Consider the following 25,848-nt stretch of genomic DNA (forward strand, 5'->3'; position numbering starts at 1 on the left):
GGCTCGGGGCGGGCGGGGACGCGCGCGAGTCCCCGCCTCGATGACGGTGACCGGCGCGTCTGCCCGCCCCGCGCTCACGCCGAGGGCGCGGTGACGACCAGTGGGGCGTCCCCCGCGGGCGCTTCGATGTCCAGGCCCCCGCGCCCGTCGTGGGAGGCGCGCCCTCCGGCCATGGTGGCGCGCGCCCAGTCGTAGCCCGCGGGCAGCGCGCTGACGCGGCGCACCGACGGGTCGACGAAGAGGGCGGCGCAGCCGGTGCGGGCGAGGACGCGCGCCCACCCGGCCCCCGAGGAGTGGCCGTCGGGCGCCCCGGACGAGGCGCCCTCCGCCGCGTCGAGGACCTCCACCTGGCCGAGGGGGGCGGTGGCGATCAGCTCCTCGCGGTGGCGGTCCATCCACGCGGCCATGCCCTCGAGGCACTGGACCTGCCCGTCCGGCAGGCAGCCGTCGGCGCGGGGCCCGACGTTGAGCAGCAGGCGCCCGCCCCGGGAGACCACGTCGATGAGGTGGCGCAGTGCGGCGGCTGCGCTGAGGTACTGGTCGGGGCCCTCGGCGCGGTTGTACCCGAAGGACAGGCCAACGCCCCGGCAGTTCTCCCACACGGCGCCGCCCTCCGCCTCGCCCATGTGCTGGTACTCGGAGGTGAGGAAGTCGGCGTGGACCCCGCCGTAGCGGTCGTTGGTGACGCCCTCGGGGCGTGTGGTGTAGAAGTGCTCCAGCAGGCGCCCCAGCCCGTGCTCGCCGAAGTCCTTGCCCTCGTCGGGCCAATCGATGTCGTTCCACAAGACGTCGGGGCGGTAACGGTCGATGAGGTCGCGGGCGTGCTCGTAGCAGTAGCGCGCGTAGTCGGCGTCCTTGGGGCGGCACACGTCCTTGCAGTCCTCCTCGGAGAGGATGGGCGGGTGGGGCCGGTAGTGCCAGTCGAGGCCCCCGGAGTAGTACAGGCCCACGCGCAGGCCCGCGTCGCGCACGGCGTCGGCGAATCCGGCGACGAGGTCGCGCCTCGGCCCGCGCCGGACGGTGTTGCGGCTGCCGGTCCCGGGGGCGTCCCACAGGGTGACGCCATCGTGGTGCTTGGTGGTGAGCACCGCGTAGTGCCCCCCTGCGCGCCTGAACAGGTCTGCCCACGAGGCGGGGTCGAAGGCGCTGGGGTCCCACATGTCGAGGAACGCCTCGTAATCGAGGGATCCGTAGAGGCTGCGATGGCGCTCGGCAGCGGGCGAGCCGGGGATGCGGATGGTGTTGTAGTACCACTCGGCGTAGGAGTTGTGGGTGAACCAGGCCCTCCAGTCGTCCTCGGCGCCGAGCTCCCCGTGGTCTTCGGCCCACGCGGGCACCGAGTAGGGGCCCCAGTGGACGAAGAACCCCAGGGGGGCGTCGCGGTACCACTGCGGGGTGGGGCGGCGCAGGTCCTCCCAGGTCCGGGCGCGCGGGGCGGGGGCGGGTCGCGGGTCCATGTCAGCGGCCCCCGAACGCGCCCAGTGCGACGCCTTTTTCCAGCTGTTTCTGCAAGAAGACGACGATGATGATCGAAGGGATCGTCGTCATGGCGACGGCGGCCATCATGGGCCCCCAGTCGGTCCCCCGCTCGCCGGAGAACATCTGCAGGCCCAGGGGGATGGTCGCCATATTGCGGTCGTTGATGGCGATGAGCGGCCACAGGAAGGTCGACCAGTAGTCGATGAAGGCGAAGACGCCGACCACCAGGATCGGGGCTTTGAGCAGCGGCAGCAGGATGCGGGTGAGGATCTGGAAGTCGCCGCACCCGTCGATGCGCGCGGCCTCTTCGAACTCGTGGGGCAGGCTCATGAGGAACTGGCGGATCAGGAAGGCGCCGAACGCCCCGAAGGCGAAGGGCACGATGAGCGCGAAGTAGGAGTTGATGAGCCCCATGCGCTGCATCCCGATGTACAGGGGGATGACGAGGACCTCCTGGGGCAGCACGAGCGTGCCCAGGAAGAGCAGGAAGAGGTGGTCCCGGAACTTGAACTTCAGGCGCGCGAAGGCGTAGGCGGACAGGACGGACACGGTCATGACCAGCAGTGATCCCACCAGGGACACGATGAAGGAGTTGAGGATGACGCGCCCGAAGGGGATGGTGGTGAGGGCCGAGGAGTAGTTCGACCAGGCGACTTCGCTGCCCACGGGCGAGATGCCCGAGGTGAAGACCTCGGTGGTGGGTTTGAGCGAGGTCGCGATCATCCACGCGAAGGGGAAGAGGAAGGCGACGGCGATGACGGTCATGGCCACCGCGGACACGACCCGGCCGATCCTGCGGGACAGCGGCTTGCGGTTGGCGGAGGGAGTCTCAGGCATCGTAGTTCACCCACTTCTTCTGCTGGCTGAATTGGAGGGCGGTGAGGACCATGACGATGACGAAGAGGATCCAGGCCATCGCCGAGGCGTACCCGAGCTTGTCGAAGGAGAAGCCGTTGCGGTACAGGGCGAGCACGATGGTGTTGGTGGCCTCGCCGGGGCCGCCCTTGGTGAGCATGTAGGGCTGGGCGAATACTTTGAAGGCGCCGATGACGGTCATGATGGTGCAGAAGAACACGGTCGGGGAGATCATCGGGAAGACGACTTTGAAGAAGCGCTGCCAGCCGGTGGTGCCGTCGATCTTGGCGGCCTCGAGCACGGAGGTGTTGAGGCCGTTGAGCCCGGCGGTGAGGACGACGATGTTGTAGCCCAGGCCCTGCCACAGGCTCATCATGAGCAGGGAGCCCATGGCGAGCACCGGGTGGTTGAGCCACGGCACGGGGCCGAGGCCGGCTTTGCCGAGCGCGGAGTTGACGACCCCCTGGTCGTCGAGCAGGAGCCTCCAGATGAGGGCGTTGCCCGCCATGGGTGTGACGACGGGGATGAAGAAGATCACGCGCAGCAGGCGGGACCAGAAGTCCGACAGGTGCTGGAGCCAGTAGGACAGCCCGAGCGAGATCACCAGGTTGAGGATCGTGTAGCTGATGGCGAAGATGACGGTGTTGCGCAGGATCGTCCAGAAGGCGGGGTCCTCGCCACTGAGCATGCGCTGGTAGTTGCCGGCTCCCACGAACTTCGCCTGGCCGAAGAGGGACCAGTCGAAGAAGGAGATGACCAGGGAGGCGACCAGGGGGATGAGGATGAACAGCAGGAAGCCGCTCATCCCCGGGGCGAGGTAGGCGAGCGCGCGGAGGCCGTCGCCCCGTTTGCGCGCGCGCTGCGGTGGTGCCTGAGTAGCGGCAGCGGTACTCATTGTTGTCCTTACTGTGGGGTACGAGGCGGGGGCCGGGTCGCGCTTGTGCGGCGGCCGGGCGGCGCTGGAACCGGAGGGCCGGGCGGCCAGTGCTCGTGGTGCGCGGGTGGCGCACCCGGGGGGGCGCGGCGGGGCCCGCGGGTAGCAGGGCCCCGGGTCCGCGCGGCCGGTGGCCGCCGCTCGGTGGTTCGGAGTCGGCGCGGCCCGGCCCCCTGCCTCGTTGGTCGTGTGGTGTCAGCCGGCGGTCTTGGCGAGGTCGCCCAGGATGTCGGCCGCTGTGCGTGTTCCGCGGTACCCTTCGGGCGAGTACTGCTCGAAGGAGGTGTTGATCTGGTTCCACGTGTTGGTGGTCACCAGGGGCGTGCCGTTCTCCAGGAGGGCTTTGACGGCTGCGACGTTGCCCTCGGGCTTGTTGGCCGCCCACTTGTCGATGGCGGATTCGATGGAGGGGACGGTCCCCTGCTTCTCGGCGACCGAGCCGATGACCTCGGGGGTGACCAGCTGCTTGAGGACGTTGAAGGCGGCCTTCTTGTCGGGGCAGCTCTTGGAGATGCCGAAGCCGGAGCCCTGGATGACGGCGCGGGGCTGGCCGGTGGGCGTGGGCAGGACGGCGACGCCGAGGTCTTCGCCGAGGGACTTCTCGAAGGTGCCGTACATCCAGGGGCCGTCGACGATCATGGCGGCGGTGCCGTTCTGGAAGGCGCCCTGTGAGGGTCCGTCGGCGTCGGCGGCGTTGGGGGCGGCGGCGACGCCCTCCTTGGCGACCAGGTCGAAGGCGAATTGCATGCCGTCGACGAACTTCTGCTCGGTGATGGTGACCTTCCCGTCGCGCGAGACGTCGCCGCCGAAGGCGATGGCGAAGTCGCCGGCCGCGTTGGCCATCAGGGAGGCCTTGACGGCGAGGCCGTACTTGCCGTCACCGGTGAGGGCCTTGGCGTCCTTGACGAACTGCTCGGTGGTGTAGGCGGTGGTGGGTTCCTCCAGGCCCGCCGCTTTGAAGGACGCCTTGTTGTAGAAGAGGACGTCGGGCTCGGCGTCGTAGGGCAGGGCCAGGACATGGCCGTCGACGGTCATGCCCTGCATCATGGCGGCGTTGTAGTCGCTGGCCTGGATACCGGCCTCCTTCATGTACTCGTCGAGGGGCTCGAGGATGCCGGAGATCTCCTGGGCGCGGGCGGCCTGGGTGGTGAGGATGCAGGGCGCGTCGGAGGCGACCATGCGGGTCTTCACCTTGGTCCAGTAGTCGTTGAAGGAGGGGCCGTCGAAGGTGAGAGTGAAGTTGGGGTCCTTCTCCTTGGCGGCATCGACGAACGCCTGCCACTGGGCGCGGTCGTTCTCGGTGGAGACCCACGTGTACATCTGGGTGGTTTGGGCGCCGCCCGAGCCGGACTGGGCGGTTCCCGAGGAGCAGGCGGTGATGGCGAGGGGCGCCAGCAGCGCGACGGCGGCCAGTGCGGCCGCTCGAGCGGAGCGCGGGGTGTGGGGACGCATTGTGGTTCCTCTCCGTGGGGGAACGCAGCGGGTTCGGCACCGGCTGCATCGTGGTGCTCCGGCGCCTGGTCGGCCGCGATTCGTCGTCGAACGTGACTGTTGGAAGGTAGCACGTGTTACCAGGTCATGACAATAGGATATTCAGACTTTTGTGGCGGACGTTCTCTCATCCGTTGTGGACATATTCCCCGATGGGATTCCAATGGTTCACGTCACCGTTGATCAGCACTGGAACAACGGTCCCCGAACGTACCAACTCGAACAGTGCCATCAACGCACATTTAGTATGGCACAGATCATATGAAGTGTCCGATGGTGCCGATCGGGAGCGGGGCCGGGGCGGGCCCCAACTTCCACCAACTTCTATTTCGTCAAAATTAGAAGTTACAAGACGTATGAAAGGAGCGGACGACGGTGTCCCGAGGACCCCTCCCCTCCCCCCGCCTCACGCGCTGACCGCAGGCACTACCGCCGGACGAGGCGGGTCCGGTGCGGACTCGCAGACGCGACTTGGGACTCTGGGCCAGGCCGGAGTGCCGACGTTCGTTCCGGCCGCTGAGAGCGACTTAGCCGCACCGATTCGGGCTTGGGTCGGCCTTATTCCGCGAGGCGCCTGAGATCTGGGGGCCTCCTGCCACACACCGACCTAACATTTTACGCCCATCTCATTTAACATTTTACGCCGATGGTGATGAACACCCTGCGCGCCCTCAGTGTTCAAGGGCGCGGGCCGCGCCGCACGGAGCGCGCCACCGCCTGACCCCGTGGCGATCGCTATCCGCGGCTCGGCGATCCGTTCAGTGGTCCAAAATGCGTCTGAGTCGCGGGCGGAAATCGGGGCCTGTCGGGCGTGTGGTCCAAAAAGCGTCTGAGTCTACGTGAATTCGCCCGGATCCGGTCAAAACCGTCTAACTCAGACGGATTTTGGATCACCCCGCCGCTGTGCCACCCAGACGCGGCGAAACCCAGACGCATTTTGGACCACTCTGCCCACTGCCATCATACCCACGCGCGCGACCCCCCGTATGCGCCACCCTCATCGCCCCACAAAGCACGCTCCAGCGCGCCCCCCGCGGAGCACACTCTTCGCAGGGCGAACCACCGCCTGGCGCCCACGCGCGTCGTCATCGTCGCCCCGCAGGGCACAAGGGCAACTCCGAGTGGATGGGCGGCCTCCCGCCCGTGCCCCTCCCAGCAGGCGTGGCGGGAGATGCAGGTTCCCGAGTAAAGACACGCCCCAGTTGGCCCCCGGCGGCACCGGGAGCCCCGTACTATAGATAGGTACCTATCTACAGCCGAGGAGATGACGCCGACGATGCTGCCCGCCTACTCCTCCGCGCAAACCGTGGGCGGCCTGGTCAATCCGGGGACCGTTGAGGCGGCGGGGCTCCTGGCGGACGGGATGCCTGTGCGCGCGGTCAACGACCGCCTGGTGGCCGACAACCTCACGCGCACTCAGTCCTCCCAGAACCGCAGGCGCCTGGCCACCACGACGACGCGCCACCTCTCGCACCTCGGTCCGGACGCGCTCGCGCACGTCGCCCAGGCAAGGCCCGGTTTCGAGTTGCTGCTGTGGTTGGCCATCGTCAGCGAGGCGCGCCTGTTCGCCGACTGCGCGCGCGACGCGGTGTGGGAGGCGCTGGTGCTGGTGGAGCGGCCGTTCCGCGTAGCGGATTTCGACGAGTTCTGGCGGCTCAAGGCCCTCACAGAGCCGAGCCTGGCGGCTCTGTCGGCGGCGAACCGTAAAAGGCAGCGCAGCGTGTTCCTGCGTTGTTTACGGGAGGCGGGTTTCATCGACGATCCGCGCGCGCTTCGGAACTGCGCAGGACCATGGGCTTCACCTTCAGCGCGCAACGGGCGGAGTAGGACCCCAGTCGTCGCGTAAATGTCGATGACTATTTGATAGAAGCGCCTCTCTGAGAGCCTGATCTCACGGATCTGCTCAAGCAGCTCCTCGAAGTAGCCCTCACCGAGGATCTTCCCGGCCTCCATGCGCTCCTTGTCAAGAACATTGCCGTGCAAGATGAAGTCGCGAACGATCCTCGTCGCCCATTGACGGAACTGTGTCGCGCACAGAAAGTTCACGTGGTAACCAACGGAGATGATCGCATCAAGATTGTAGTGGTCAACATTGCGCGAAATCTGGCAACCGCCCTCTTGCTGAACTATCCGGAAATTCCGGATAGTTGCCCGCTTCACAAGCTCCTCCATGTCATAGAAGTCTTTCGGATGCTCATTCACCGTATGTGCGTCAGCACCGAAGAACTTGCGCCATGAGTTTCTGACTCAACCAAATCATCTGCTCGTCGTAACGGACTTCGATTCCCAGAGCCTCGTCGGTAGTGAAGACGAGGAAGTCACCCGAACTATGGTGGACAAGCGTTCGACCAAATATCGACAATCTCCTTGATCATATGCACACCTCCAGGACGGGTGGAAACTCATCCCCCTTGGGCCGCCACAGCGCCTCCCACCACCACCGACATTACGATCGCCAACGTCGCGCCCGCAACGCGGCATCATTCCCACCGCACCGCCGTCACCATCACGCTTTCCACCACTACCAACACTGCCGGTTGTTTCACGTGAAACATCCCGACCTCGCAGAACGCCCATTGTTTCACGTGAAACAACCGGCGTTTTCACGGCTCGCCAAGTCGATGCCGCACCCTCTGTCGAAGAAGTGAGCCTGCGCAGCCGCTCATCAGCGACGACGCCAACAGCGCGCTCAACAGCCGACCAGCCCCGCCTCGCGGCCTGGGCCCGGGGGACCGTCCACCACGGCTACAGAGAGCGTTCCCACCAACGAGGGACAACCCTCCGCCGAAGACACTCACCAACAAGGGACACCCCCACCAGCAAGCGCACTCCGCCACCGACCCCGTCAACCGCGGGCAGTGGTCACCCCCCGGGGCAGCCCCCGCCTCGCTGCCCTGGCCTTCGCGAGTGCGCCGTGGCGGGGTGCGAAGACCCAGGCGAGGGCGAAGAACCCGATGAGCACTAGGACGATCGTCGCACCGGTGGGAACGTCGATGGACCATGAGAGGTAGAGGCCGACGATCCCGGCCAGCGCCCCCAGGGCGGGCGACAGCCACATCATGGTGAAGAGGCGGTCGGTGAGCAGGCGCGCGATCGAGGCGGGAGCGACCAGCAGGGCGAGCACGAGCACGTTCCCAATGGTCTGCACGGAGATCACCACCGCCAGGGCGACGGCCGTGTACAGTACCAGGTCCGTGACAAGGATCTTCACTCCCGCCACGCGCGCGGTCTCGCGGTCCAGGGTGACGGCCACGATCCACCTGTGGAAGACGCACAGCAGGGTGAGCACCACCACTCCCCCGCCGATGGCGACCGGCACGTCAGACGCAGGAACCCCGGTGATCGACCCGAAGAGGAAGTCCTGCAGGCTGCCCGCGTAGCCTGGAGCGCGCGCGATGATGACGACCCCCAGGGCGAAGGCGCCGACGAAGAGCACTCCGATGATCGAGTCCTCCTTGAGGCGCCGACTGTGGGAGAGCAAGGCGACCAGGAGCGCCGTGGCCACGCCCGCTATCGCGCCGCCGAGCACCAGCGACCCCGATGTGAGGAAGGCGATGGCCAGCCCGGGGAACACGGAGTGCGCCACCGCGTCTCCGATGAACGCCATTCCGCGCAGCACCACGTGCACGCCGACAGCGCCGCACACCACGGCGGCGACGACCGCCATGAGGAGTGCGCGCGGCAAGAACGCAAGAACCGGATTCGTCAGGTCCCGTAGGAAGTCGACGGGGCTGAGGAACTCGGTGGTGCGCACGATCACTGCCCCGTTCACGCAACCACCCCCAGGGCGCTCAGCAGGGGGTTGTCCTCGCGCACCTCGAAGGTCCGCACCCACACGTCGGCGTCGCACAGCTGATCGGGCGCGCCCGATCCGATGACGGTGCCGTTGATGAGGCAGAGACGGTCGCACTGGGCGCGCGCCCCCACCAGGTCGTGCGTGGTCATGAGGACCGCGCAGCCCGATGCCGCCAAGGAGGTGAAGAGGTCCATGAGCAGTTCCTGCGTGGGCATGTCCAAGCCGGTGAAGGGCTCGTCGAGCAGCAGGACGGAGGGCTCCAATGCGAGGGCGCGGGCGACGAGCACCCTTTGCCGCTGTCCGCCGGAGAGCTCGGCGACCGGCCGGTCGGCCAGTTCCCTCATCCCGACTTTTGCCAGCGCGCGCTCAACGGCCCTATGGTGGGCGAGGCGGGGGCGCGCGAGGAGCCCGAGCCTGACGCTCACGGCACCCAGGACCGCGTCGCGCACACTGATGGGGAAGTCCCACGCGAACTCGTGCCGCTGAGGCACGTACCCGACGGCGGCTGCGCATTCGATGCTGCCCGCGGCGGCAGGAACCAGACCAAGGACTGCGCGGATGAGGGTCGTTTTGCCAGCGCCGTTGGGGCCGATGAGTCCGACCAGCTCCCCTGCCGACACGGTCAGATCGACGCCGCGCAGCACGGGTCGCCCGCCCAGGTTCACGCTGAGGCCGCGCACGACCAGCGGACTGCCCGCCTCCCCCGTCGGGTGGGCGTCTCCCCTGTGCGACTGTTTCACCGTGTTCCCTCCTTCGACGAGGCGGGGGCCGGGCTCGCGCCCGCTTCCCCAGGTCCGGCTGCCCGGTCCGCTCCCTCGTCCCCGTCGGCTCCCTCGTCCCCGTCGGCTCCCTCGTCCCCGTCGGCTCCCTCGTCCCCGTCGGCTCCATCCATCCCTTCGGCCCCGTCGGCTTCCGCGATGGCTTTGCGGCGCTCGGCGGCGATGCTCCTCGACCGCATGATGAGGACGGCCCCGAGGGCCACGGTGATGGATGCGGCGACGACGAGGGCGATGATGAGCATCACCTGGTCGGAGAGCCCGGTCCCGTCCGCGGATGATCCGGCGGGCATGCGCGCCTCGTTCGCCGAGGTGCCGTCGTCGCCCAGGGCACTGTCCCCAGCAGGGCCCGCTCCGGCCGCCGAACCCCCTCCACCCGCGGAACCCGCGGCGCCTGCCTCGGCGGTTCCAGCCGGAGCGGCGGCGAAGGCTTCGTCGGCGGAGGTCTGCGACCCGACCGCGAAACGCAGGGTCGTCGAAGCACTGACCTGCCGCCCGTCGGTGGTCCGGGCGGAGAAGGTGAGGGCGGCCGTGTAGACGCCGGGCGCAGTGAACACCCAGTTGGCGTGGACGTGGGTGGAGGCGTCGACCCACACGTCCTGGGCCTGACCGCTCTGCCCATCGACCAGGAGCCGGGGCTTGCCGAAGGTGCCGTCCTGGAGGAACATCCACGTCCGCCCGGGGCCGCTGACGGATCCGATGCGCATGGTGGCCCCGCGGTCGATGGCCGAGACGACCCCGGGGTCCTGGGTGTTCCAGCCGAGCCACACGACATTCGGGTTCTGGGTCTGCGGCACGACGTAGTACTGCTCGCCCGCTTGGGCGCCCATGAAGGCGTAGTCGGAGCCGGTGGGGGCCGCCATGAGGGCGGTGTCGCTGACGCGCAGCACCGTCCGGTCGGGGTCCCGCCACACGGGGTGGGCGCCGGAGTCGTCGCGCAGGGCGACGCTCCACTGCCCGTCCACCATGCGGGGGCCGATGTCCACGTGCCCGGTGTCGATGACCGCGGATTCGGTGGACGCCTCCTCGTCGGCGCCAACCGTCTGTTCCAGGGCCGGATCGTCCGCGGCCAAGGCGGGGGCGGTCCCCGACGCCAGCGCGATGATCCCCACCGCCAGGGAGGCGATCGCGCCTCGTGTGCGGAGTCTCATGGTGTCTCCTGTTCTGTGTCCCCCAGGCACGACGCCAGGGAGTGCGCGTTGAAACGCATCATGTCGATGTAGGTCGGGGCGTTCGCGTCCAGGGTGTCCCCGTAGAGCGGGCACACGCGCACCCCCGCGTCCTCGGCGGCCGTGCGCAGGGTCGACCGGGTCCGCGCCAGGTTGGGTTCCAGGAACACCGCGGGGATGCGCAGGTCGGTGAGCGTCGCCTGGAGCCTCACCCTGTCGGCCACGGAGGGCTCCACCCCCGGGTTGGGGGCGACGAAACCGGAGACCTCGAGGCCGTATGCCCGGGCGAGGTATCCGAAGGCGTCGTTGGTGGTGACGAGGCGCCGGCGCTCGGGCGGTATCCGCGCGATCTCTGCCTGCATCTCGGCGTCAAGGCCGTCAAGCCGCGCGAGGTAGGCCGCCGCGTTGCGCTGGTACTCGTCGGCGGAGGAAGGATCCGCCTCCGCAAGGGCATCGCGGATGACACGCACGTAGGCAGCGGCGTTGTGGGCGTCGTGCCACAGGTGCGGGTCGATCTCGCCGTGAACGTGCTTGCCGAGGACGGCTTGCGGCAGCATGTACACGTCGGAGCCGGGTTCGCCGACGAAGCGGTACCCGGTGCCCGGCACTTGGGTGAGGGTCCGCGTGGGCACGTCGATGACGATGTCGTCGAGGCTGTAGGACTCCATGGCGGACAGTCCTGTTCCCCCGGTCGGGTCGCCGCCCCCGCCTTCCCCAGTGGCGGACGGGGCCGCAGCGGGGAGCGGCGCGGCACCCTCCCCCACTGCGCCCTTGTCGGCGGCGAGGGTCAGCATTGCGCGGTCGAGGTCCGCCGTGATGTCGGCGTGCCCGGCGGCCAGCACGGCGCGGCCCTGCTGGGCTGCGACCTCGTCCGCCCCGACGCCCACCGCGAACACAGCGGTCCCGGAGCCGAGCGGGGTGGGCGCAGCACCGGGGCTCGTGCGCAGGCGGGCCTCGAAGTGGATACGGTACACGCCGGGTTGTGTGAACGCCCAGCTCATGTGCTGGTGGGCGTCGGCGGGTAGCACGGAGGTGTCCGCCTGGTAGCCCGACGCCTCGTCGAAACCGTCGGAGGAGGCGAATCCGATTTGGGGCTCACCGAAGGAGGTCGTCAGGTAGGCCGACGCCTCGCCCGGTCCCTCGACCCCTGTGGCGACCAAGTCGACCTCGGATGAGCGGTCTGCCCCCAGGGAGCGGCCGCTGCCGATCACGCGCATGCCGAGCCAGACGGTGTCCAAGCTCTGGTCCTCCACGAGGGGCAGCACCGTCGCCCCCTGTTTGGCGGCCTCCTCGGCGACGGACACGGACTTCGCATTCGGCGGCAGGTTGGCGTCCATGGCGCGGATGATCGCGTGCTCCTCCAGCAGCAGGTAGTTCGACAGGGCCACGTCCGCGTAGGCGACATCGCGGATGGTGCGCAGAGACGGCTCCCACGAGTGGGGGTCGGCGCCATCGGGCACCATTTGCGTGACGCTCGCGCGGTCGCCGGCGACGTTGCGCGCCAGGTCCGCCAGGATCCCCGTTGTGGCGACGACGCGAATGCGGTCCTGCTGGGCGTCCGCCCCTGTGGCAGCGCCGGAGCACGCGGAGGCGGACAGAGCGGCTGTGAGCAGCAGGCCGACCGCGCGCCGCCTAGTGGGCACTGCGGTTCCCCACTCTGTCCCGCGCTCCTCGGCGCCGGGACGCTCCCACGGCCACGCACCCGCTGAACACCAGTGCCGCGGCGAGGACGAGGATGCGTTGCGCGTCAGCACCGGTCGTCGCCAGCGTGAGGTCGCATTCGTCGCCCGAGGCGGTTCGGCCCACGACTTCCGAGACGATGGGGCGCCCGTTCGCCCCCGTCGCGCCCGTGGGCGTCAGGCGTGTCGTGGAGCCACCGCCGGATCCAGCCAGGTTGGCGCCCGTCGGTGTGACCCGCATGGAGATGGTGAGGGTGTAGGTCCCGGGTTCGGTGAAGAGCCAGTTCTGGTGCGCGTGGGTGTTGGGCGGCAAGGTGTAGGTGCTGCCGGCTCCGTCGAAGACGTGCTCGCCGACCCCTCCCCCGAGGCTTCCGGAGTTGAAGACCGCGACGCGTCCGGGTCCGTCAACGGAGTCAAGGGTGAAGTTCACCCCGCCTGTGGTTCCGTTGACGATCTCGTCCCTCTGGGAGTTCATACCCAACCAGGGGACGCCCGGCACTTGGGTGGAGGAGATCAGCCACACCTGCGACCCGGGGGTGGCGACGAAGGAAGTCTCGTCGGGCGCCGTGATGCGCGCGGCGTCACCGAGGGCGAAGGTGAGGGAAGCGGGGTCCACCCATTGGGCGGGCGCGCTGCGGTCATCCTTCACACGAGCGACCAATTGCCCGTTCTCTATCGCAGGCCCCAAGTCGAAGTGCCCTTCCGTGGCGTTCCCCGAGGCCCCCGGACCAACACTGAAGGTGAGGGTCGTGCGCGCCGTGTTCGGCGAGGCCTGGTTCGAGGTGAGCGATGCCTGTTCCTTGGCAGTCGCCTCGCGGGTGATCGTGGTGGCCACGCACTTCTCACCGTTTGACGAGGCGCGGGTCGAACCGCGTGCGTCCGACTGTCCGCTCGCCCGTCCGTCGCCCTGCGCGCTCGGCGACGCGGTCGCGTTCCCATCCGAGGTCGTCTGCTGTTGCGTGGTGGTGGCCTGAGATGGCGCATTCGTTGCGGGAACACCAGCGGGGACGAGGGCATTCGCGATCGCCTCGGATCCCACGGCGACGCGCAGCGCGAGTGTGGCCGGTGACTGGGCGATCGCGTCGGTCGCACTGTTCCATGCGGTGAGCGTCATATTCAACGTGTATTCACCTGGAGTCGTGAACATCCACGACAGCATTCCCTCGGTCTGGTCCCCCAGCGGAAGGATCGAATAGGCCTCCGTATCCGCGTCCGCAATATTGAGGGATCCGCCGTGGAGGACCGCGGTCGGTTTCCCGTTCGGGTCCCTCCTGTACACGAGGACCTGAGCACCCTCGGGCCCCGAGGCCGTGACATTGATCTGCGCGCGGTCGTATCCGGCCTCCCTGAGCGAGCCCAAGGACCAACCGAGCGCATCTGCCCCATCGCCGGGAACCTGACTCATCTCGTATCCCTCTGTGGACGCAGGCGCGTTCGCGCCTTTCAGAAAAGCGGAGTCATCCACTCCGAGTACCGCCTGTTGAGCATTCGCCGCCAGCCCGTCCAGCGCAAGACCGAGGTTCAATGTTTCACGTGAAACAGTCGCTACGACACGGAAGTCCCGACCGGCGGTTGCGGGAGTCTGGGAGCCCCCGCTCATGGGAGCACCCCCATCGGAAGGTGTTCCAGGACTGGGAGTCGACTGCGCCCCCGCCCAACTCTCCACCGCCGCTGGAGAGGGAGCCGCTTCGCCATCCCCTTCGGACGCCCGCGCCCCTCCTTGCACGAAAGGAATGAGGAGCGCTGCGCCCGCCAACGAGGCAGCGATCGTTCGGCAGAACCGCTGGGTCCTGCTGGCCGAAGCCAGCGGGCGGGAGCGGCGATCAATGACGGCCATGGAATCCAACCTTTGACTGCAATTTACATTGAATGAGAATCGTTATCATTATAGACGCTGCTATCCCCTGACGTACAATCGATGAGAGCAACGTTATGCTGCCCCGGCTCCCAGGCACGTTGTTCGCAGCCGAAACCCCGCTATTCCTCGCATCCTGGACACCCTGCGCGCAGCCACTATCCGCTGGCCTGCCTGTGCCCTTCGGGCCCAGATCGTCCCGCGCGGCCACGAGCCCATTACTGGTTCCAACTCTCTTCACCGTCCTCACTTCGAGTTTGGCCGTTGGAACTCGTCAGTCACACCTCTTCCCGCTCCCCCACCCACCCGCATTCTGGGATCGTCGGTGCGTACCAGATCCGCACAACACCTCGTCAATCACGAGTAGTGCTCACACCTCGCGGTGATACCGGTCGACTCACCTGCACCTACCCGCCCGTCGGCCCACCCACACCTACATCTCACTGTTGCGAAGTCATGAGGATGTCGCCGCGGCATCGCGGTTCCTAGAAGGATATGGGGAGCGCCGAAGCCCTGTCCCGGTTCACGATACCGCTGCCATCTCCCACCCCCACACCTGGCGCATCTTCTAGCCACCGGAGCCATCCGATCCGGAAAAACGGACCGCGGACGCGCACAGCGGGGATACCATGAAGTAACTGACTAAGGAGGCAGAGTGGACGAGATTCTCATTCGGCAGCGCGAGAAGACGCTGCGCCTGCTCAAGACCAAGGGCCAACCGGTCCATGAGTCCGAGGAGTTCATGGACAACGCGTTGCGGTACATGGACGCCCACGTGCAGCAGGCGTCCTACAAAGTTGAACTCGCATTCCTCGCGGCTGAGTACTCCCAGAACCAAGCGGGCCGCACCTGCATCCCCTCTGTCGGGGGCACCAAGTTCCGCCCATGGAACTTCAACCTCCTCTCGATCGACGAGAGCGTCGAGAACCTGCACTTCGTCGCGGTGCGGGCGAAAGACTGGGCATTCGCGCAGGTTTCCACCCCGGACGGGAGGAACCTCGCCCAAGGCACGCCCGAGTACCTCAACCACATCGCGACTGTGGATCCCGATTTCATCCAACTGCTGCGGGAGAACCCAGACCTTTTCGACCGCATTGTCTCCGGGCGGATCCACCTGCACAACGACATGTGCTGGGTCGATGACACGGGGCTCGACTCCATTCAATACCGGTCGCAGCCCTTTGCCTTCACGCCCGAAACCTTGGCGGTCCTGAGAGAGAGGATCCATTCATGACCGAGTTCATCGCCCTGCGCCCCGAGCGCGTCGACCAGATCATCACCGCTTGGGCGGCGGCGCGATGGCCCCTCAAGGAACGCCACGCTGCCCGTGTACTCAGCCAGACTGGTTTCATGCCCGACAGGCACGGCACCCACGCCTTCCGCTCGGAGCTGTGTCCCGTGGCCGACTCCTTCTTCATCTCGAATGGGAAACACGTCCAAAGCGCGCACATCGCCTTATCGACCATCGCCACTCCCGACCAGTACGGACACTCCGCTCCGCTCGCCCAGTCCGCGTACCTCGCCTACGCCCAGATCATCGACGTCCGCACCGGCACCAAGCGCGAGGTCGAGGACGACGGAACGGGACTACAGTCGCGGTGGCGTCTGGCCAATGGATCGAACATCGTTCTCGGAGCCAATCAGGCACTGGTGGATCTGACGGTCAACTCCCCCGAGCAGACTGAGATCCTCGATTGGCAGATCCTTTGGGAACTCCAAGGACGGCCCGAGTAACAGCCGGCCGGGAAAGCGGAAGCGGGAACCGCCCCCCGCCTCCGCAAACAACGTCACACCCTCCTACACCAGCACGGCACCCGACGCATGACACCCGCCAAGAATAGCGGAAGCAACGCACCGTTTCCCCGCAGAGCGCTGATGAACCCGCTCCCCAGGAAGAGAGTGCGACTCAGGCACATGAGCACCCGCCTCCACACCGTCAGTCGATGGCTTCGAGTCCAAGAATCAGGATTCGTCCCCTCGGCGAAGCACGAAAAGCCGGAAGCAGGTCCCGCCTCGTGAACCGACCGAGGCCGCGGCGCCACGATCACCGCCCACTGTGCGGTGCAGGCCACCCGCCCCACAGCGAAGCAGCGTTCGCAGTTCCACCCCGAGGACACTTGAATGTTTCACGTGAAACAATCGATCCACGCCTACTGGGACACCGTTCCCGGCCTGCGGCACCCGCCCACGCGGAAGCCGAAAAAGTGGCACACTTGACCTATCCGCGCCTCGAACGAAGGGCGCGTCAGAACAAAGGAAGACACGCGTGAGCACGCCCACCCCCTCCCCGCAGGGAAACAAATCCCACCACGGCACCCGCCTCGACCCTTGGTTCGATGCCTACGCCGAGCGAGCTCACAACCTGCGCGCATCCGAGATCCGCGCCCTGTTCTCCGTCGTCTCACGGCCCGAAGTCGTTTCCCTGGCCGGCGGAATGCCCAATCTCAAAGATCTTCCACTCAACCAGCTCGCAGCCTCCGCCGAGCGCCTCATCACCAAGCATGGGGCGCAGGCCATGCAGTACGGGAACGGGCAGGGCTGGGAAGTCCTGCGTGAACGAATCACCGAGATCATGACCTATGACGGCATTATCGGTGCCGATCCCGACAACGTCGTCGTCACCACCGGTAGCCAGCAGGCACTCGACCTGGTCACTGAGCTCTTCGTCAACCCCGGCGATGTCGTCCTCGCAGAAGCCCCCTCTTACGTCGGAGCCCTCGGTGTATTCCGCGCGCGCCAAGCCGACGTCATCCACGTCCCCATGGACGAGCACGGCCTGATTCCCGAGGCCCTCGTCGAAACGATCCGCAATGTGCGTGCTGCGGGAAAAACCATCAAGTTCATCTACATCGTCCCGAACTACCACAATCCTGCTGGGGTCACCCTCTCCCTGGAACGACGCCCAGTCATCGCGGAGATCTGCATGCGCGAGCACATCCTCATCGTGGAGGACAACCCCTACGGCTTGCTCGGCTTCCACTCCGATCCACTGCCCGCTATCAAGTCCTTCTCCCCCGACGGCGTCGTCTACCTGGGCTCCTTCTCGAAGATGTTCGCACCCGGGTTCCGCATCGGATGGGCATACGCTCCCCACGCGATCCGGGCAAAGCTGGTGCTCGCCTCGGAATCCGCCATCCTGTGCCCCTCGATGGTCGGTCAAATGGCCATCGCGGACTACCTCAGTGACTACGACTGGTACGGGCAAGTGAAGTCCTTCCGCGCGATGTACGCCGAGAGGTGCAAGGCGATGCTGGACTCCCTGGCCGAGTACATGCCCGACTGCCAGTGGACCGTTCCCGAGGGCGGCTTCTACACGTGGGTGACCCTGCCGGACGGCCTCAACGCGAAAGCCATGCTCCCCCGCGCTGTGCGCGCGCAGGTCGCCTATGTCGCCGGAACGGCCTTCTACTACGACGGCCAGGGGAACGACCACATGCGCCTGTCCTTCTGTTACCCCACACCCGAGCGGATCCGCGAGGGAGTCCGCCGCCTCTCCACCGTCGTCAACGCGGAGAAGGATATCGTCGACATGTTCGGAACGGGTGATAACCCATCCCACTGACCGCCGACCCACATCTAGGAGCACCCCATGGCAACCCCCACCAAAGTCCTCATCATCGCCGGCGGGCTCACCCACGAGCGCGACGTCTCCGTCCGTTCAGGACGCCGGGTGGCGAATATCCTCACCCGCGCGGGACTCGTGGTCCGCATCACCGATGTCAATGAAACGCTCGTGTCCACTATCGCCTCATTCCAACCCAACGTCGTATGGCCCCTGGTCCACGGTTCCATCGGCGAGGACGGCTCCCTGCAGACCCTACTGGAATCCCTCGGCATCCCCTTCGTTGGATCTGCGAGCGTCCAATCAATGCTCGCCTCGAACAAACCGACGGCAAAGGCACTCCTGGCCTCGGCGGGAATGCCGACACCTGGATGGTTCTCACTCCCCCAGGCCCTCTTCCGCCAGGTCGGCGCCACCAACGTCCTCAGCGCTATCGAGCACGGCGTGAGCTTCCCCGTCGTCATCAAACCCACCGACGGCGGAAGCGCCCTGGGGCTGTCCACGGCCCACAACGCGGAAGAACTACGCACCGCCATGGTCGACGCCTTCGCCTACGGGCAGAAACTCATGGTCGAGCAGCGCATCGACGGCCGCGATGTCGCGGTTTCCGTCGTCGACCTGGGCGACGGCCCCATTGCTCTGCCGCCTGTGGAGATCTCCACCGACGGGGGCCGCTACGACTACGATGCCAGGTACACGACTGACGAGACCGAGTACTTCGTGCCCGCCCGCCTCGACTCGAACGTGCTCGCAGATTTGCGCGCGGCAGCTATCGAGGCCCATACCGCGTTGGGACTCCGCCACTTGTCCCGCATCGATTTCGTCATCGACGGAGACGGAACGTGCTGGTTCATCGATGCCAACGTAGCACCCGGAATGACGGACACGTCATTGCTCCCCCAGGCGGCGGAGGCAGCCGATGACTATTCTTTCGCCGCGTTCTGCAAGGAGGTCGTCGACTTCGTCGCCTCAACTGGGGAGAACTCCACAAGTAAGTAGTCCCCGTACCAGGAGCCGACCAGAGCCCCGGATCCTGAAGAATCCGGGGCTCATTCCTCGCTTCAGAGCAGATAACCGAGCTCTTTGAGGCGCTGACGCACATCCGATGGGTTTGTCCACAGGATCCCACCCATACCCATGAGCTCGGCCGCCCGCACGTTGACCTTGCGGTCATCAACGAAAACAACGTCGTGGACGTTCGATCCCGACTGGATGAGGGCGTCCCTGTAGATCCCGCGTTCCGGTTTGCACACCCCGTAGTCGCAGGAGAACACGAAGAAGTCGAAACAACTCCCCCATTCGGACTCCTTGATCGACCGGGAGACCGAGTAGGGGGCGTTGGAAACTATCCCGAGCCGCGCTCCTCTGCGCTTCAAATCGCGGGCGAGTTGGATGACATCGGGATTGGCGTCGATCATACGCGCCGTATCCAGACTGACAAGCTCCTCAAGCGTCGCGGGGCTGGGTTCGGGAAGCCCGCAATCGCCAGCGACACGATCCCAGAACTGCCTATCCGAGCAACCCGCATCATACTCGCCGCGATGCGCCCAGATCGCTTGGTCGACGAGGCGGGCGAAACCCGCCGTCTCCTCACCGAGCAACGCGGCAACAGCCAGCGGATCAGGATGGGAATCCACCAGCACGCCGCCGACATCGAAAAGCACGCTGCGCGTACTGCTTGAAGCAATCATGCCTTTCGCTCCTTCATCAGATCGGGGTTCCCAGCACTGGAAACCCTTAGTGTATTTATCGGTATCCGGATATGCACGTGCTAAGAATGTCAGCTTTCGAACATACCGACTCTGAGCAGCGGCGTTCTGTGAATCTGGATGCCCTCAGTGTCGAAGAATGAGATCGGCGATGCGCTGCAGGTCGTCGGAACCCGCGAACTCAATGACGATCTTCCCCTTCTTACGTCCTTCTGTAATCGTCACGCGCGTTTCGTAGACATCCTGGAGCGCGGTGACAACACTCTCCCCGAGCGCCGAAACCTGCGGTTTCTTGCGAGCGCGCGGTTTGGGCCCTGCTTTGATCTTGCCGAGCCGCACCAATTCCTCCGTGGTCCTCACGGAGAGGCCCTCAGTGACGATCCGATCAGCCAAGCGCTCCATTTCTTCCGCTGAGGGAAGCGCCAGGAGGGCGCGGGCATGGCCGGCGGAGATCACCTGGGCCGCGACCTTCTTCTGAACGGCGGGCGGCAGCTTCAGCAGACGGAGCGTATTGGCGATCTGCGGACGGGAACGCGCGATGCGTTTGGCCAGCTCTTCCTGCGTAGCACCGAAATCAGCCATAAGCTGCTGATACGCGGATGCCTCTTCCAATGGATTGAGCTGAGCGCGGTGCAGGTTCTCCAGAAGGGCGTCCCGCAGCAGATCACTATCATCGGTTTGCCGGATGATCGCGGGAATAGTCGTCTCCCCCGCCAGCTGGGACGCGCGGAGACGGCGTTCACCCATAATGAGTTCGTACTTCGCCTCGGGCTTCTCGGCGAGGTACTCCTTGAGCCGTCCTTCAGGCTTGCCATCGGGAATCGGGCGCACGACGACCGGTTGCAGGACACCGACCTCTTTGATAGAGGCGGCGAGTTCGGCGAGATCATCCTCGTCGAAGATCTCACGGGGCTGCTTCGCATTGGGAACGATCTGATCAACAGGGACCTCCGCGAAAGAGGCGCCTGGGACAGGAAGGAGCTCAACCTCTTCCAATGTTTCACGTGAAACACTGGAAGAAGAAGTACCGGATGCCGGCCGCTCCTTGGGGAGAACACGGTCGGATCCAGCGGAGGGCACACGATCCTTTCCCTTGGAGGGAGGGGCGCCAGCTTCCACTCCACCCTTCGCTGGAGTGGCCTGGCGCGGCGATTCCGCTCGCTTAGCGGGACTCCGCTTCTTCCCCAGCGAGGAGGGGCGCTGCTTCGGCTGAAGAAGCTCCTTCGCTGAACCACCGCGTTGACGAGTGCTCCCCTCGGGGAAGAAGACATCAAGGGGGCTACCGCTGGACTTGGGCATCGGAGTCTGCGACGGAGTATCAGTATCCTGCGCCGGGGGAATGAGTGCTCCGAGTCCCCTACCAAGACCCGCGTGCTTGCGTCCGCGCTTCACGCCGCCGCTCTTCTGAACATCCGCCATTGCGATACTCCTTCAATTGCGTCAGCTCATTGTTTCACGTGAAACAATCCTGCGGGCACCGACAGGGCGCGTCATTGGTCACTTTCGGGAACGCTCGTTCAAAGCGATCGGCAAAACGTTCATGACCTGCGGAAACGTGGCGTACCGATGTTCACAATCCGCATGAAACGAACCATTCCGCCCGCCACCACGGTTCCAGCGGGCGCACAGCGCACAGTCTCACTCAGACTGCGGGAAACGAAGACTGACCTCCAGGGCGGCCATCCGGTAGGCGACGGCACCCACCGAACGCGCGTCGTAGGTGACCACGGTCTGCCCATACGAAGGCGCCTCGGAGACGCGGACATTGCGCGGGATGACTGTCTGCAGAGTCTGTTCCGGGAAGTGCGCGCGCACCTCGGCCTCAACCTCTTCGGAGAGGCGCGTGCGCCTATCAGCCATCGTCAACAGCATCGTCGACACGCGCAGGCCGGGATTGAGATCCGCTCCTATGCGCTCAACCGTCGCCCAGAGCTGACTCAACCCCTCGAGCGCGTAGTACTCGGCCTGGATCGGGATCAGCACTTCGTCCGCAGCGACCATGACATTGAGGGTCACCAGTCCCAACGACGGGGGGCAGTCGATCAGGATGACATCGATGTCATTACGCGAGTCGAGGAACTCACGGACAGCATTGCGCAGCAGGAACTCCCTCCCCTCGACATCGACCAGCTCGATCTCGGCCCCCGAGAGGTCGATAGTGGCCGGACAAACACTGATCCCCTCGATATCCGGGCAGGGCTTGAGGACTTCCTCGATGGAGGCGCCGCCGATAATGACATCGTAAGTCGACAGAGTGCCCGCGTCGTGCCCGACACCGAGCGCACTGGAAGCGTTCCCCTGCGCATCAGCGTCGATAACGACGACATTGAGGCCGCCAAGTGCGAATCCAGCGGCCATATTGACCGTCGACGTCGTCTTGCCGACGCCGCCCTTCTGATTGGCGATGGCAATAGTACGAGTGCGCTCAGGACGGCCGAAGGTCGCGTCATCCAGCATCTTCAAGTCGCGCAGCGCGCGCTCGACTTGGCCGGATAGAGGCGCGTTGTTCTCAGTGGTCACGGCTCACCTTCCTTCGGGCTCACCACTAGTCTACGTGCGAATACCCGTGGCGGGCAGCCGCCCTGCGGAGCGGAGCACAGGGAACTGCACCACGGGGCGCTACTTCGTGCGAGTGCACTTCACGATATAAGTCGACTCGTTCTCCATGATCGAGGGGACCTCGTGAACCTTTGCCATCAAATGATGACGCTTCAATTCAGTAGCCGCTTCTTCAATCTCAATTGGCGCTCTTCGCCCCTTGAGTGCGACGAGTGCGCCGCCCGGTGCGATGAGCTTCGAGGTCATGCGGACCAGTTTCGCCATATTCGCAACAGCGCGAGCGGTGACGACGTCCGCTTTCCCCTTTCCCCGCAGTTCCTCCGCGCGCGCCTGGTGGATAGTGACGTTGTCCAGGCCGAGGGCATCGACCACATCCGCCAACCACTCACAGCGCCGCGTCATCGGCTCAGCCAGGTGGACGTCCAAGTCCGGTCGGCACACAGCAATGACAATGCCCGGCAGTCCCGCGCCCGAGCCGATGTCCAGCACCTGGCCCCGGCGGGGCAGGAAGTCCAGGACCGCGGCCGAGTTGACGAGGTGGCGCGACCAGATGCGCTCCATGTCGCGGGGTCCGAGGAGTCCCCGCAACTCCCCCTCCTCCTCGAGCATGCGTGCGAACTCCGCGATGTCGGCGAAGGCGGGGCCGAAGAAACGGCGCACCTGGTCGGTGGGCGCCTCCGGGGTGAAGGGATCGCCCACCCGGCGCGACGCGTGTCCACTGTCGCGCCGGGCAGGCGTCCCCTCGGAGGGGCTCAGGGGCGCCTCACTCACCGTCCTCGTCCTCTGGCAGGATGACGAGACGGCGATGGGGCTCGGCGCCCTCGGACTCGGACACCAGGCCCGCGTCGGCGACGACATCGTGGCAGACCTTGCGCTCGAAGGGATTCATCGCCTCAAGCTTGACTTCCCTGCCGGTGGAGCGCACGCGCGCGATCGCCTCCTGCGTGACCTCCTGCAGCTCCGCCTTGCGGTCGGCCCGGAAGGAGGCGATGTCGAGCATGAGGCGCGACCTCTCCCCCGTTTCCGTCTGCACGGCCAGGCGAGTGAGCTCCTGAAGGGCGTCGAGCACCTCGCCGTCCTCGCCGACCATGCGCTCCAGGTCGTCGTCGGAGTCGGCGATAATCTCGATCGACGCGCGGCCGTTCTCGACGCCGATCTCGATGTCCCCGTCCAGATCCGCGATGTCGAGCAGCTCCTCCAGGTAGTCGGCCGCCAGCTCGCCCTCTTCTTCCAGACGCGTGAGCGCCTCGGACTTCTCGTCACTCATTGTGTTCCTCCCTCGATGGTTTCGGACGTTGTGAGAACAAGTCAGCGCTTGTTCTTGGACTTCTTCCGGCGCGCCCTGCGGCGCTCCTGACGGCGGCGCTCGAGCTCAGCGGCGTTGATCGCACCCTGGGCGGCCTTCGTCGACGATTCCTTCTCCGAAACGGCGGACGCCTCGCGCTGCGCCGCGGCCTCGCGCAGGCGCTGCTCCCGGGACTTCTTCTTGCCGGTGGGGCGCGCAACGGCTTCCTTGCGGCTCCTCGCCTTCTCAAGGGCCTGACGCAGACCGTGCATCCACTGCTCGTCGGGCAGCGTCGTCCACTCCTGCGAGGCGAGGTTGCGGTAGACCGTGACGATGTCCCCCGCGCTCATGAAATCGGGGAAGTCGGAGGCGATCTTCTGCTTCTTCGCCCGCTGGCGGATCTCCGCCAGGGACTTCTCATTGAACGCGACGACGTCAGGGTCTGTGGCCGAGGTGGGAAGCTCCGCGCGGCGGCGGTCGTACTCCGCGAAGAAGGGCCTGGCCCACTCCTGGTACTCCTTCTCGCGCTTGGCGCGCAGATCCGCGTAGGCGGGCGATCCGGGCGTGGGCATGACCTTGATGGTCCAGTACGCCTGTCCGAGCGCCCAGAAGGAGGAGGTCACCGTGTAGACGACGACGCCCATCTGGAAGAAAACGCCCGAGAACACGAACATCACGGGCATCACGTACATCATTGAGCGCTGCGAGCGCGCCATCGGGTTCGACCCCATGTCGGGCATGTTGCGCGAGAAGGACAGGCGCATCGACATGAACTGCAGGGCGACCATCACGATGATCGCGACGACGAACACCGCTACGGCGGAGCTGTTGGACGTCTCCGTCCTGAGCGTGTGGGAGAGCGGTACGCCGAAGACGGTCGACCCGTTGATCTCCGAAGCGGTGGTCTGGGTGATCGGGCCCAGGCTGGACGCCGCCTGCCCCGAGTAGGTGTATGTGCCCTCAGCCAGGTCCTTGACAGCGTAGATCGCCCGGTACATGGCGAAGAGGACCGGCATCTGGACCAGGAGCGGCAGGCACGAGGCGAAGGGCGACACCTTGTGCTTGCGGTAGAGCGCCTGGGTCTCCTCCGTCATCTTCTGGCGCGAGACCATGTCCTTCTTGCCCTTGTACTTCTCCTGGATCTTCCTGATCTCAGGCTGGACGGCCTGCATCGCCCGCGAGGAGCGGATCTGCTTGAGCAGAAGGGGCACGATCGCGACGCGCACCAGGATCGTGAGGAGGACGATCGAGAAGACCCACGCGATGCCGGACCCCGACGGCATGCCGATGAGGACCAGGAAGTCGTGGATCCACACCCAGACCCACGCGACTGCCACCGCGAAGGGGTGGATGATTGCGTCAAACATGCGCTCTCTCTTTCAATTGGCGGCGCAGTGCGCCGAGGACAAGTATGCGGGGCGGGTCAGCGTTCCCGCCCGCCCCCCGGACTCAGTCCCATGGGAAGCGGGCGCTCGATGGTGGGGTCGTTGCCCGCCCAGTCGTCGGGCGGGACCCACGGGTCCGGCCTCCAGCGCCCCCGGGGCGGGACGCGGTCCACACCCCCCAGGCTCCACGGGTTGCACCTGACGAGCCTCCACAGGGCCAGCGCCGTCCCCTTGGCGATGCCGTGGACGGTCATCGCCTCGACGGCGTAAGCCGAGCACGTGGGCGCGTAGCGGCAGCGCGGCCCCAGAAGCGGTGAGACGAAACGCTGGTAGAGGCGGATGGGCAACACGGCCGCCGCCCGCAGCGCCCTGGTCGCACGGTTCACCGCTCCCCTCCCCCGCGCCACTTGCGCCAGGCACGCGCCAGGGCCCCGTCGAGGCGCCGGGCGAGGTCCTCTGAGGACGCGCCGAGGGCGCGGCCGTTGGCGCGCACGACGACCCGGGCGCCCGGTGGCAGGGATCCGATGCGCTCGCGCATGATGTGCCGCAATTGCCGCTTCACCCTGTTGCGCCCGTTCGCGCGTTTGATTTCCCGCTTGGGTACGACGAAACCGACGAGGCGGTTCTCCTCCCCCTCGTCGGTTCGAGCGTGGACGACGACCAGCGGATCCCCGCCTCGCGACCCTGTCCGGATCGCGGATTTGAAGTCAGCCGGATCGACCATGCGGTGCGCGCGGGGCAGCACCGAAGTGGCTCAGGCGGACAGCTTGGCGCGGCCCTTGCGGCGACGGTTCGCCAGGATCGCGCGGCCGGCACGGGTCGACATGCGCAGGCGGAAGCCGTGCGTCTTGGAGCGGCGGCGGTTGTTGGGCTGGAAGGTCCGCTTGGTGGTCACTGCAGTTCTCCTCGGGCGGGAACGGGGATGACTCCCCCGTTCACTGTGGGCGCGCCCCTCGCTGGCGCGGAGGCGATTACGCGCACCCGGAAATGGGCGCAAACAAATGACAAGACTAGGGACCCGTCCGAGCGGAGTCAATGCGATTATCCACTGTGTGACGAACCGAATCCATCCACAGGTGTGGATTTCTCTGTGGACAGACGCCGTCCACAGCGCCGACAGGGCGGAGTTATCCACAGAAGGGACCGGCTGGCACCTTTCCCAGACGCGGCGCGATCCCCCTCGTGTAGTTACACAGATGTGATTATGCCGGAGTTGTCCACAGAGCTTTCCCCAACCTGTGGAACCAGGTGTGGACAGGATAGACTCGACTATCATCAGGTCATCCACAGGATCCCATCCCTTAATGACCTAAC

23 protein-coding genes and 1 pseudogene are annotated in these 25,848 nt (G+C 66.1%); 5 read left to right on the forward strand and 19 right to left on the reverse strand.

The features are described 5' to 3' along the window. Positions 1 to 74: 74 nt before the first annotated feature. The 4 genes from G447_RS0104590 to G447_RS0104605 all read right to left on the reverse strand — a co-directional run bounded on the left by G447_RS0104590 (position 75) and on the right by G447_RS0104605 (position 4,720). Positions 75 to 1,457, reverse strand: a complete 1,383-nt coding sequence (locus G447_RS0104590; RefSeq protein WP_026430217.1) for an alpha-L-fucosidase — start codon at positions 1,455 to 1,457, stop codon at positions 75 to 77. A gap of 1 nt (position 1,458) precedes the next feature. Then, positions 1,459 to 2,316, reverse strand: coding sequence for a carbohydrate ABC transporter permease (locus tag G447_RS0104595; RefSeq protein WP_005871360.1), 858 nt, complete (start codon positions 2,314 to 2,316; stop codon positions 1,459 to 1,461). Beyond that, on the reverse strand, positions 2,309 to 3,229 hold the full coding sequence (locus tag G447_RS0104600) for a carbohydrate ABC transporter permease (RefSeq protein WP_026430218.1): 921 nt from the start codon (positions 3,227 to 3,229) through the stop codon (positions 2,309 to 2,311). The genes G447_RS0104595 and G447_RS0104600 overlap by 8 nt, the downstream gene beginning before the upstream one ends. 234 nt (positions 3,230 to 3,463) lie before the next feature. After that, positions 3,464 to 4,720: an ABC transporter substrate-binding protein gene (locus G447_RS0104605; RefSeq protein ID WP_005872843.1), complete on the reverse strand. Its 1,257-nt coding sequence runs from the start codon at positions 4,718 to 4,720 to the stop codon at positions 3,464 to 3,466. 1,303 nt (positions 4,721 to 6,023) lie between these two features. Here G447_RS0104605 and G447_RS12580 point away from each other — a divergent pair. Then, positions 6,024 to 6,605: a BrxA family protein gene (locus G447_RS12580; protein WP_243442304.1), complete on the forward strand. Its 582-nt coding sequence runs from the start codon at positions 6,024 to 6,026 to the stop codon at positions 6,603 to 6,605. A gap of 47 nt (positions 6,606 to 6,652) precedes the next feature. Here G447_RS12580 and rhuM read toward each other — a convergent pair. The 6 genes and pseudogenes from rhuM to G447_RS0104640 all read right to left on the reverse strand — a co-directional run. Further along, positions 6,653 to 6,931, reverse strand: a pseudogene (rhuM, locus tag G447_RS12585) (RhuM family protein); the annotation flags it as partial. A 673-nt stretch (positions 6,932 to 7,604) separates the two neighbouring features. Beyond that, on the reverse strand, positions 7,605 to 8,531 hold the full coding sequence (locus G447_RS0104620; protein ID WP_051226250.1) for an anchored repeat-type ABC transporter permease subunit: 927 nt from the start codon (positions 8,529 to 8,531) through the stop codon (positions 7,605 to 7,607). Next, the gene (locus tag G447_RS0104625) at positions 8,528 to 9,295 is read right to left on the reverse strand and encodes an anchored repeat-type ABC transporter ATP-binding subunit (RefSeq protein WP_051226251.1); all 768 of its coding nucleotides are present in this window, start codon (positions 9,293 to 9,295) and stop codon (positions 8,528 to 8,530) included. Before G447_RS0104625 ends, G447_RS0104620 begins: the two co-directional genes overlap by 4 nt. Then, complete coding sequence (locus G447_RS0104630; protein WP_026430221.1) at positions 9,292 to 10,482, reverse strand: choice-of-anchor M domain-containing protein; 1,191 nt, start codon at positions 10,480 to 10,482, stop codon at positions 9,292 to 9,294. The genes G447_RS0104625 and G447_RS0104630 overlap by 4 nt, the downstream gene beginning before the upstream one ends. After that, a complete protein-coding gene (locus G447_RS0104635; protein WP_026430222.1) occupies positions 10,479 to 12,143 on the reverse strand; it encodes a metal ABC transporter solute-binding protein, Zn/Mn family in 1,665 nt (554 codons plus the stop codon). The genes G447_RS0104630 and G447_RS0104635 overlap by 4 nt, the downstream gene beginning before the upstream one ends. Beyond that, positions 12,133 to 13,584 (reverse strand): TIGR03773 family transporter-associated surface protein, encoded by a 1,452-nt coding sequence (locus tag G447_RS0104640; RefSeq protein ID WP_034476414.1) that lies wholly within the window; start codon positions 13,582 to 13,584, stop codon positions 12,133 to 12,135. Before G447_RS0104640 ends, G447_RS0104635 begins: the two co-directional genes overlap by 11 nt. Positions 13,585 to 14,689: 1,105 nt before the next feature. On the opposite strand from G447_RS0104640, the gene G447_RS0104645 reads away from it, so the two are divergent. From G447_RS0104645 to G447_RS0104660, 4 genes are all read left to right on the forward strand, one after another. After that, complete coding sequence (locus tag G447_RS0104645) at positions 14,690 to 15,268, forward strand: hypothetical protein (protein WP_026430224.1); 579 nt, start codon at positions 14,690 to 14,692, stop codon at positions 15,266 to 15,268. After that, positions 15,265 to 15,768: a DUF6301 family protein gene (locus G447_RS0104650; protein WP_026430225.1), complete on the forward strand. Its 504-nt coding sequence runs from the start codon at positions 15,265 to 15,267 to the stop codon at positions 15,766 to 15,768. The genes G447_RS0104645 and G447_RS0104650 overlap by 4 nt, the downstream gene beginning before the upstream one ends. Positions 15,769 to 16,300: 532 nt before the next feature. Continuing rightward, positions 16,301 to 17,596: an aminotransferase-like domain-containing protein gene (locus tag G447_RS0104655; protein WP_005872819.1), complete on the forward strand. Its 1,296-nt coding sequence runs from the start codon at positions 16,301 to 16,303 to the stop codon at positions 17,594 to 17,596. A 27-nt stretch (positions 17,597 to 17,623) separates the two neighbouring features. Beyond that, on the forward strand, positions 17,624 to 18,595 hold the full coding sequence (locus tag G447_RS0104660; protein WP_026430226.1) for a D-alanine--D-alanine ligase family protein: 972 nt from the start codon (positions 17,624 to 17,626) through the stop codon (positions 18,593 to 18,595). 62 nt (positions 18,596 to 18,657) lie between these two features. On the opposite strand, the gene G447_RS0104665 is transcribed toward G447_RS0104660, so the two are convergent. From G447_RS0104665 to rpmH, 9 genes are all read right to left on the reverse strand, one after another. Further along, the gene (locus tag G447_RS0104665; RefSeq protein WP_026430227.1) at positions 18,658 to 19,287 is read right to left on the reverse strand and encodes an HAD family hydrolase; all 630 of its coding nucleotides are present in this window, start codon (positions 19,285 to 19,287) and stop codon (positions 18,658 to 18,660) included. Positions 19,288 to 19,431: 144 nt separating this feature from the next. Beyond that, positions 19,432 to 20,724, reverse strand: coding sequence for a ParB/RepB/Spo0J family partition protein (locus G447_RS11090; RefSeq protein WP_034476416.1), 1,293 nt, complete (start codon positions 20,722 to 20,724; stop codon positions 19,432 to 19,434). A gap of 219 nt (positions 20,725 to 20,943) precedes the next feature. Next, positions 20,944 to 21,825: a ParA family protein gene (locus G447_RS0104680; RefSeq protein ID WP_005872927.1), complete on the reverse strand. Its 882-nt coding sequence runs from the start codon at positions 21,823 to 21,825 to the stop codon at positions 20,944 to 20,946. Between the two features lie 99 nt (positions 21,826 to 21,924). Then, positions 21,925 to 22,563 carry a 16S rRNA (guanine(527)-N(7))-methyltransferase RsmG gene (rsmG, locus tag G447_RS0104685; protein WP_026430230.1) on the reverse strand — a complete coding sequence of 213 codons (639 nt, stop codon included), beginning with the start codon at positions 22,561 to 22,563 and terminating at the stop codon, positions 21,925 to 21,927. A 64-nt stretch (positions 22,564 to 22,627) separates the two neighbouring features. After that, complete coding sequence (locus G447_RS0104690; protein ID WP_026430231.1) at positions 22,628 to 23,131, reverse strand: Jag family protein; 504 nt, start codon at positions 23,129 to 23,131, stop codon at positions 22,628 to 22,630. Positions 23,132 to 23,172: 41 nt separating this feature from the next. Next, positions 23,173 to 24,516, reverse strand: a complete 1,344-nt coding sequence (gene yidC / locus G447_RS0104695; protein WP_026430232.1) for a membrane protein insertase YidC — start codon at positions 24,514 to 24,516, stop codon at positions 23,173 to 23,175. 56 nt (positions 24,517 to 24,572) lie between these two features. Beyond that, positions 24,573 to 24,920, reverse strand: a complete 348-nt coding sequence (gene yidD, locus G447_RS0104700; protein WP_026430233.1) for a membrane protein insertion efficiency factor YidD — start codon at positions 24,918 to 24,920, stop codon at positions 24,573 to 24,575. After that, the gene (gene rnpA / locus G447_RS0104705) at positions 24,917 to 25,279 is read right to left on the reverse strand and encodes a ribonuclease P protein component (protein ID WP_026430234.1); all 363 of its coding nucleotides are present in this window, start codon (positions 25,277 to 25,279) and stop codon (positions 24,917 to 24,919) included. The genes yidD and rnpA overlap by 4 nt, the downstream gene beginning before the upstream one ends. A gap of 9 nt (positions 25,280 to 25,288) precedes the next feature. After that, entirely contained in the window at positions 25,289 to 25,429 is a 141-nt protein-coding gene (rpmH, locus tag G447_RS0104710; protein WP_005872826.1) for a 50S ribosomal protein L34, read from the reverse strand. Positions 25,430 to 25,848: the final 419 nt, after the last annotated feature.

This window comes from Schaalia georgiae DSM 6843, assembly GCF_000429245.1.
Taxonomy (GTDB): domain Bacteria; phylum Actinomycetota; class Actinomycetes; order Actinomycetales; family Actinomycetaceae; genus Pauljensenia; species Pauljensenia georgiae.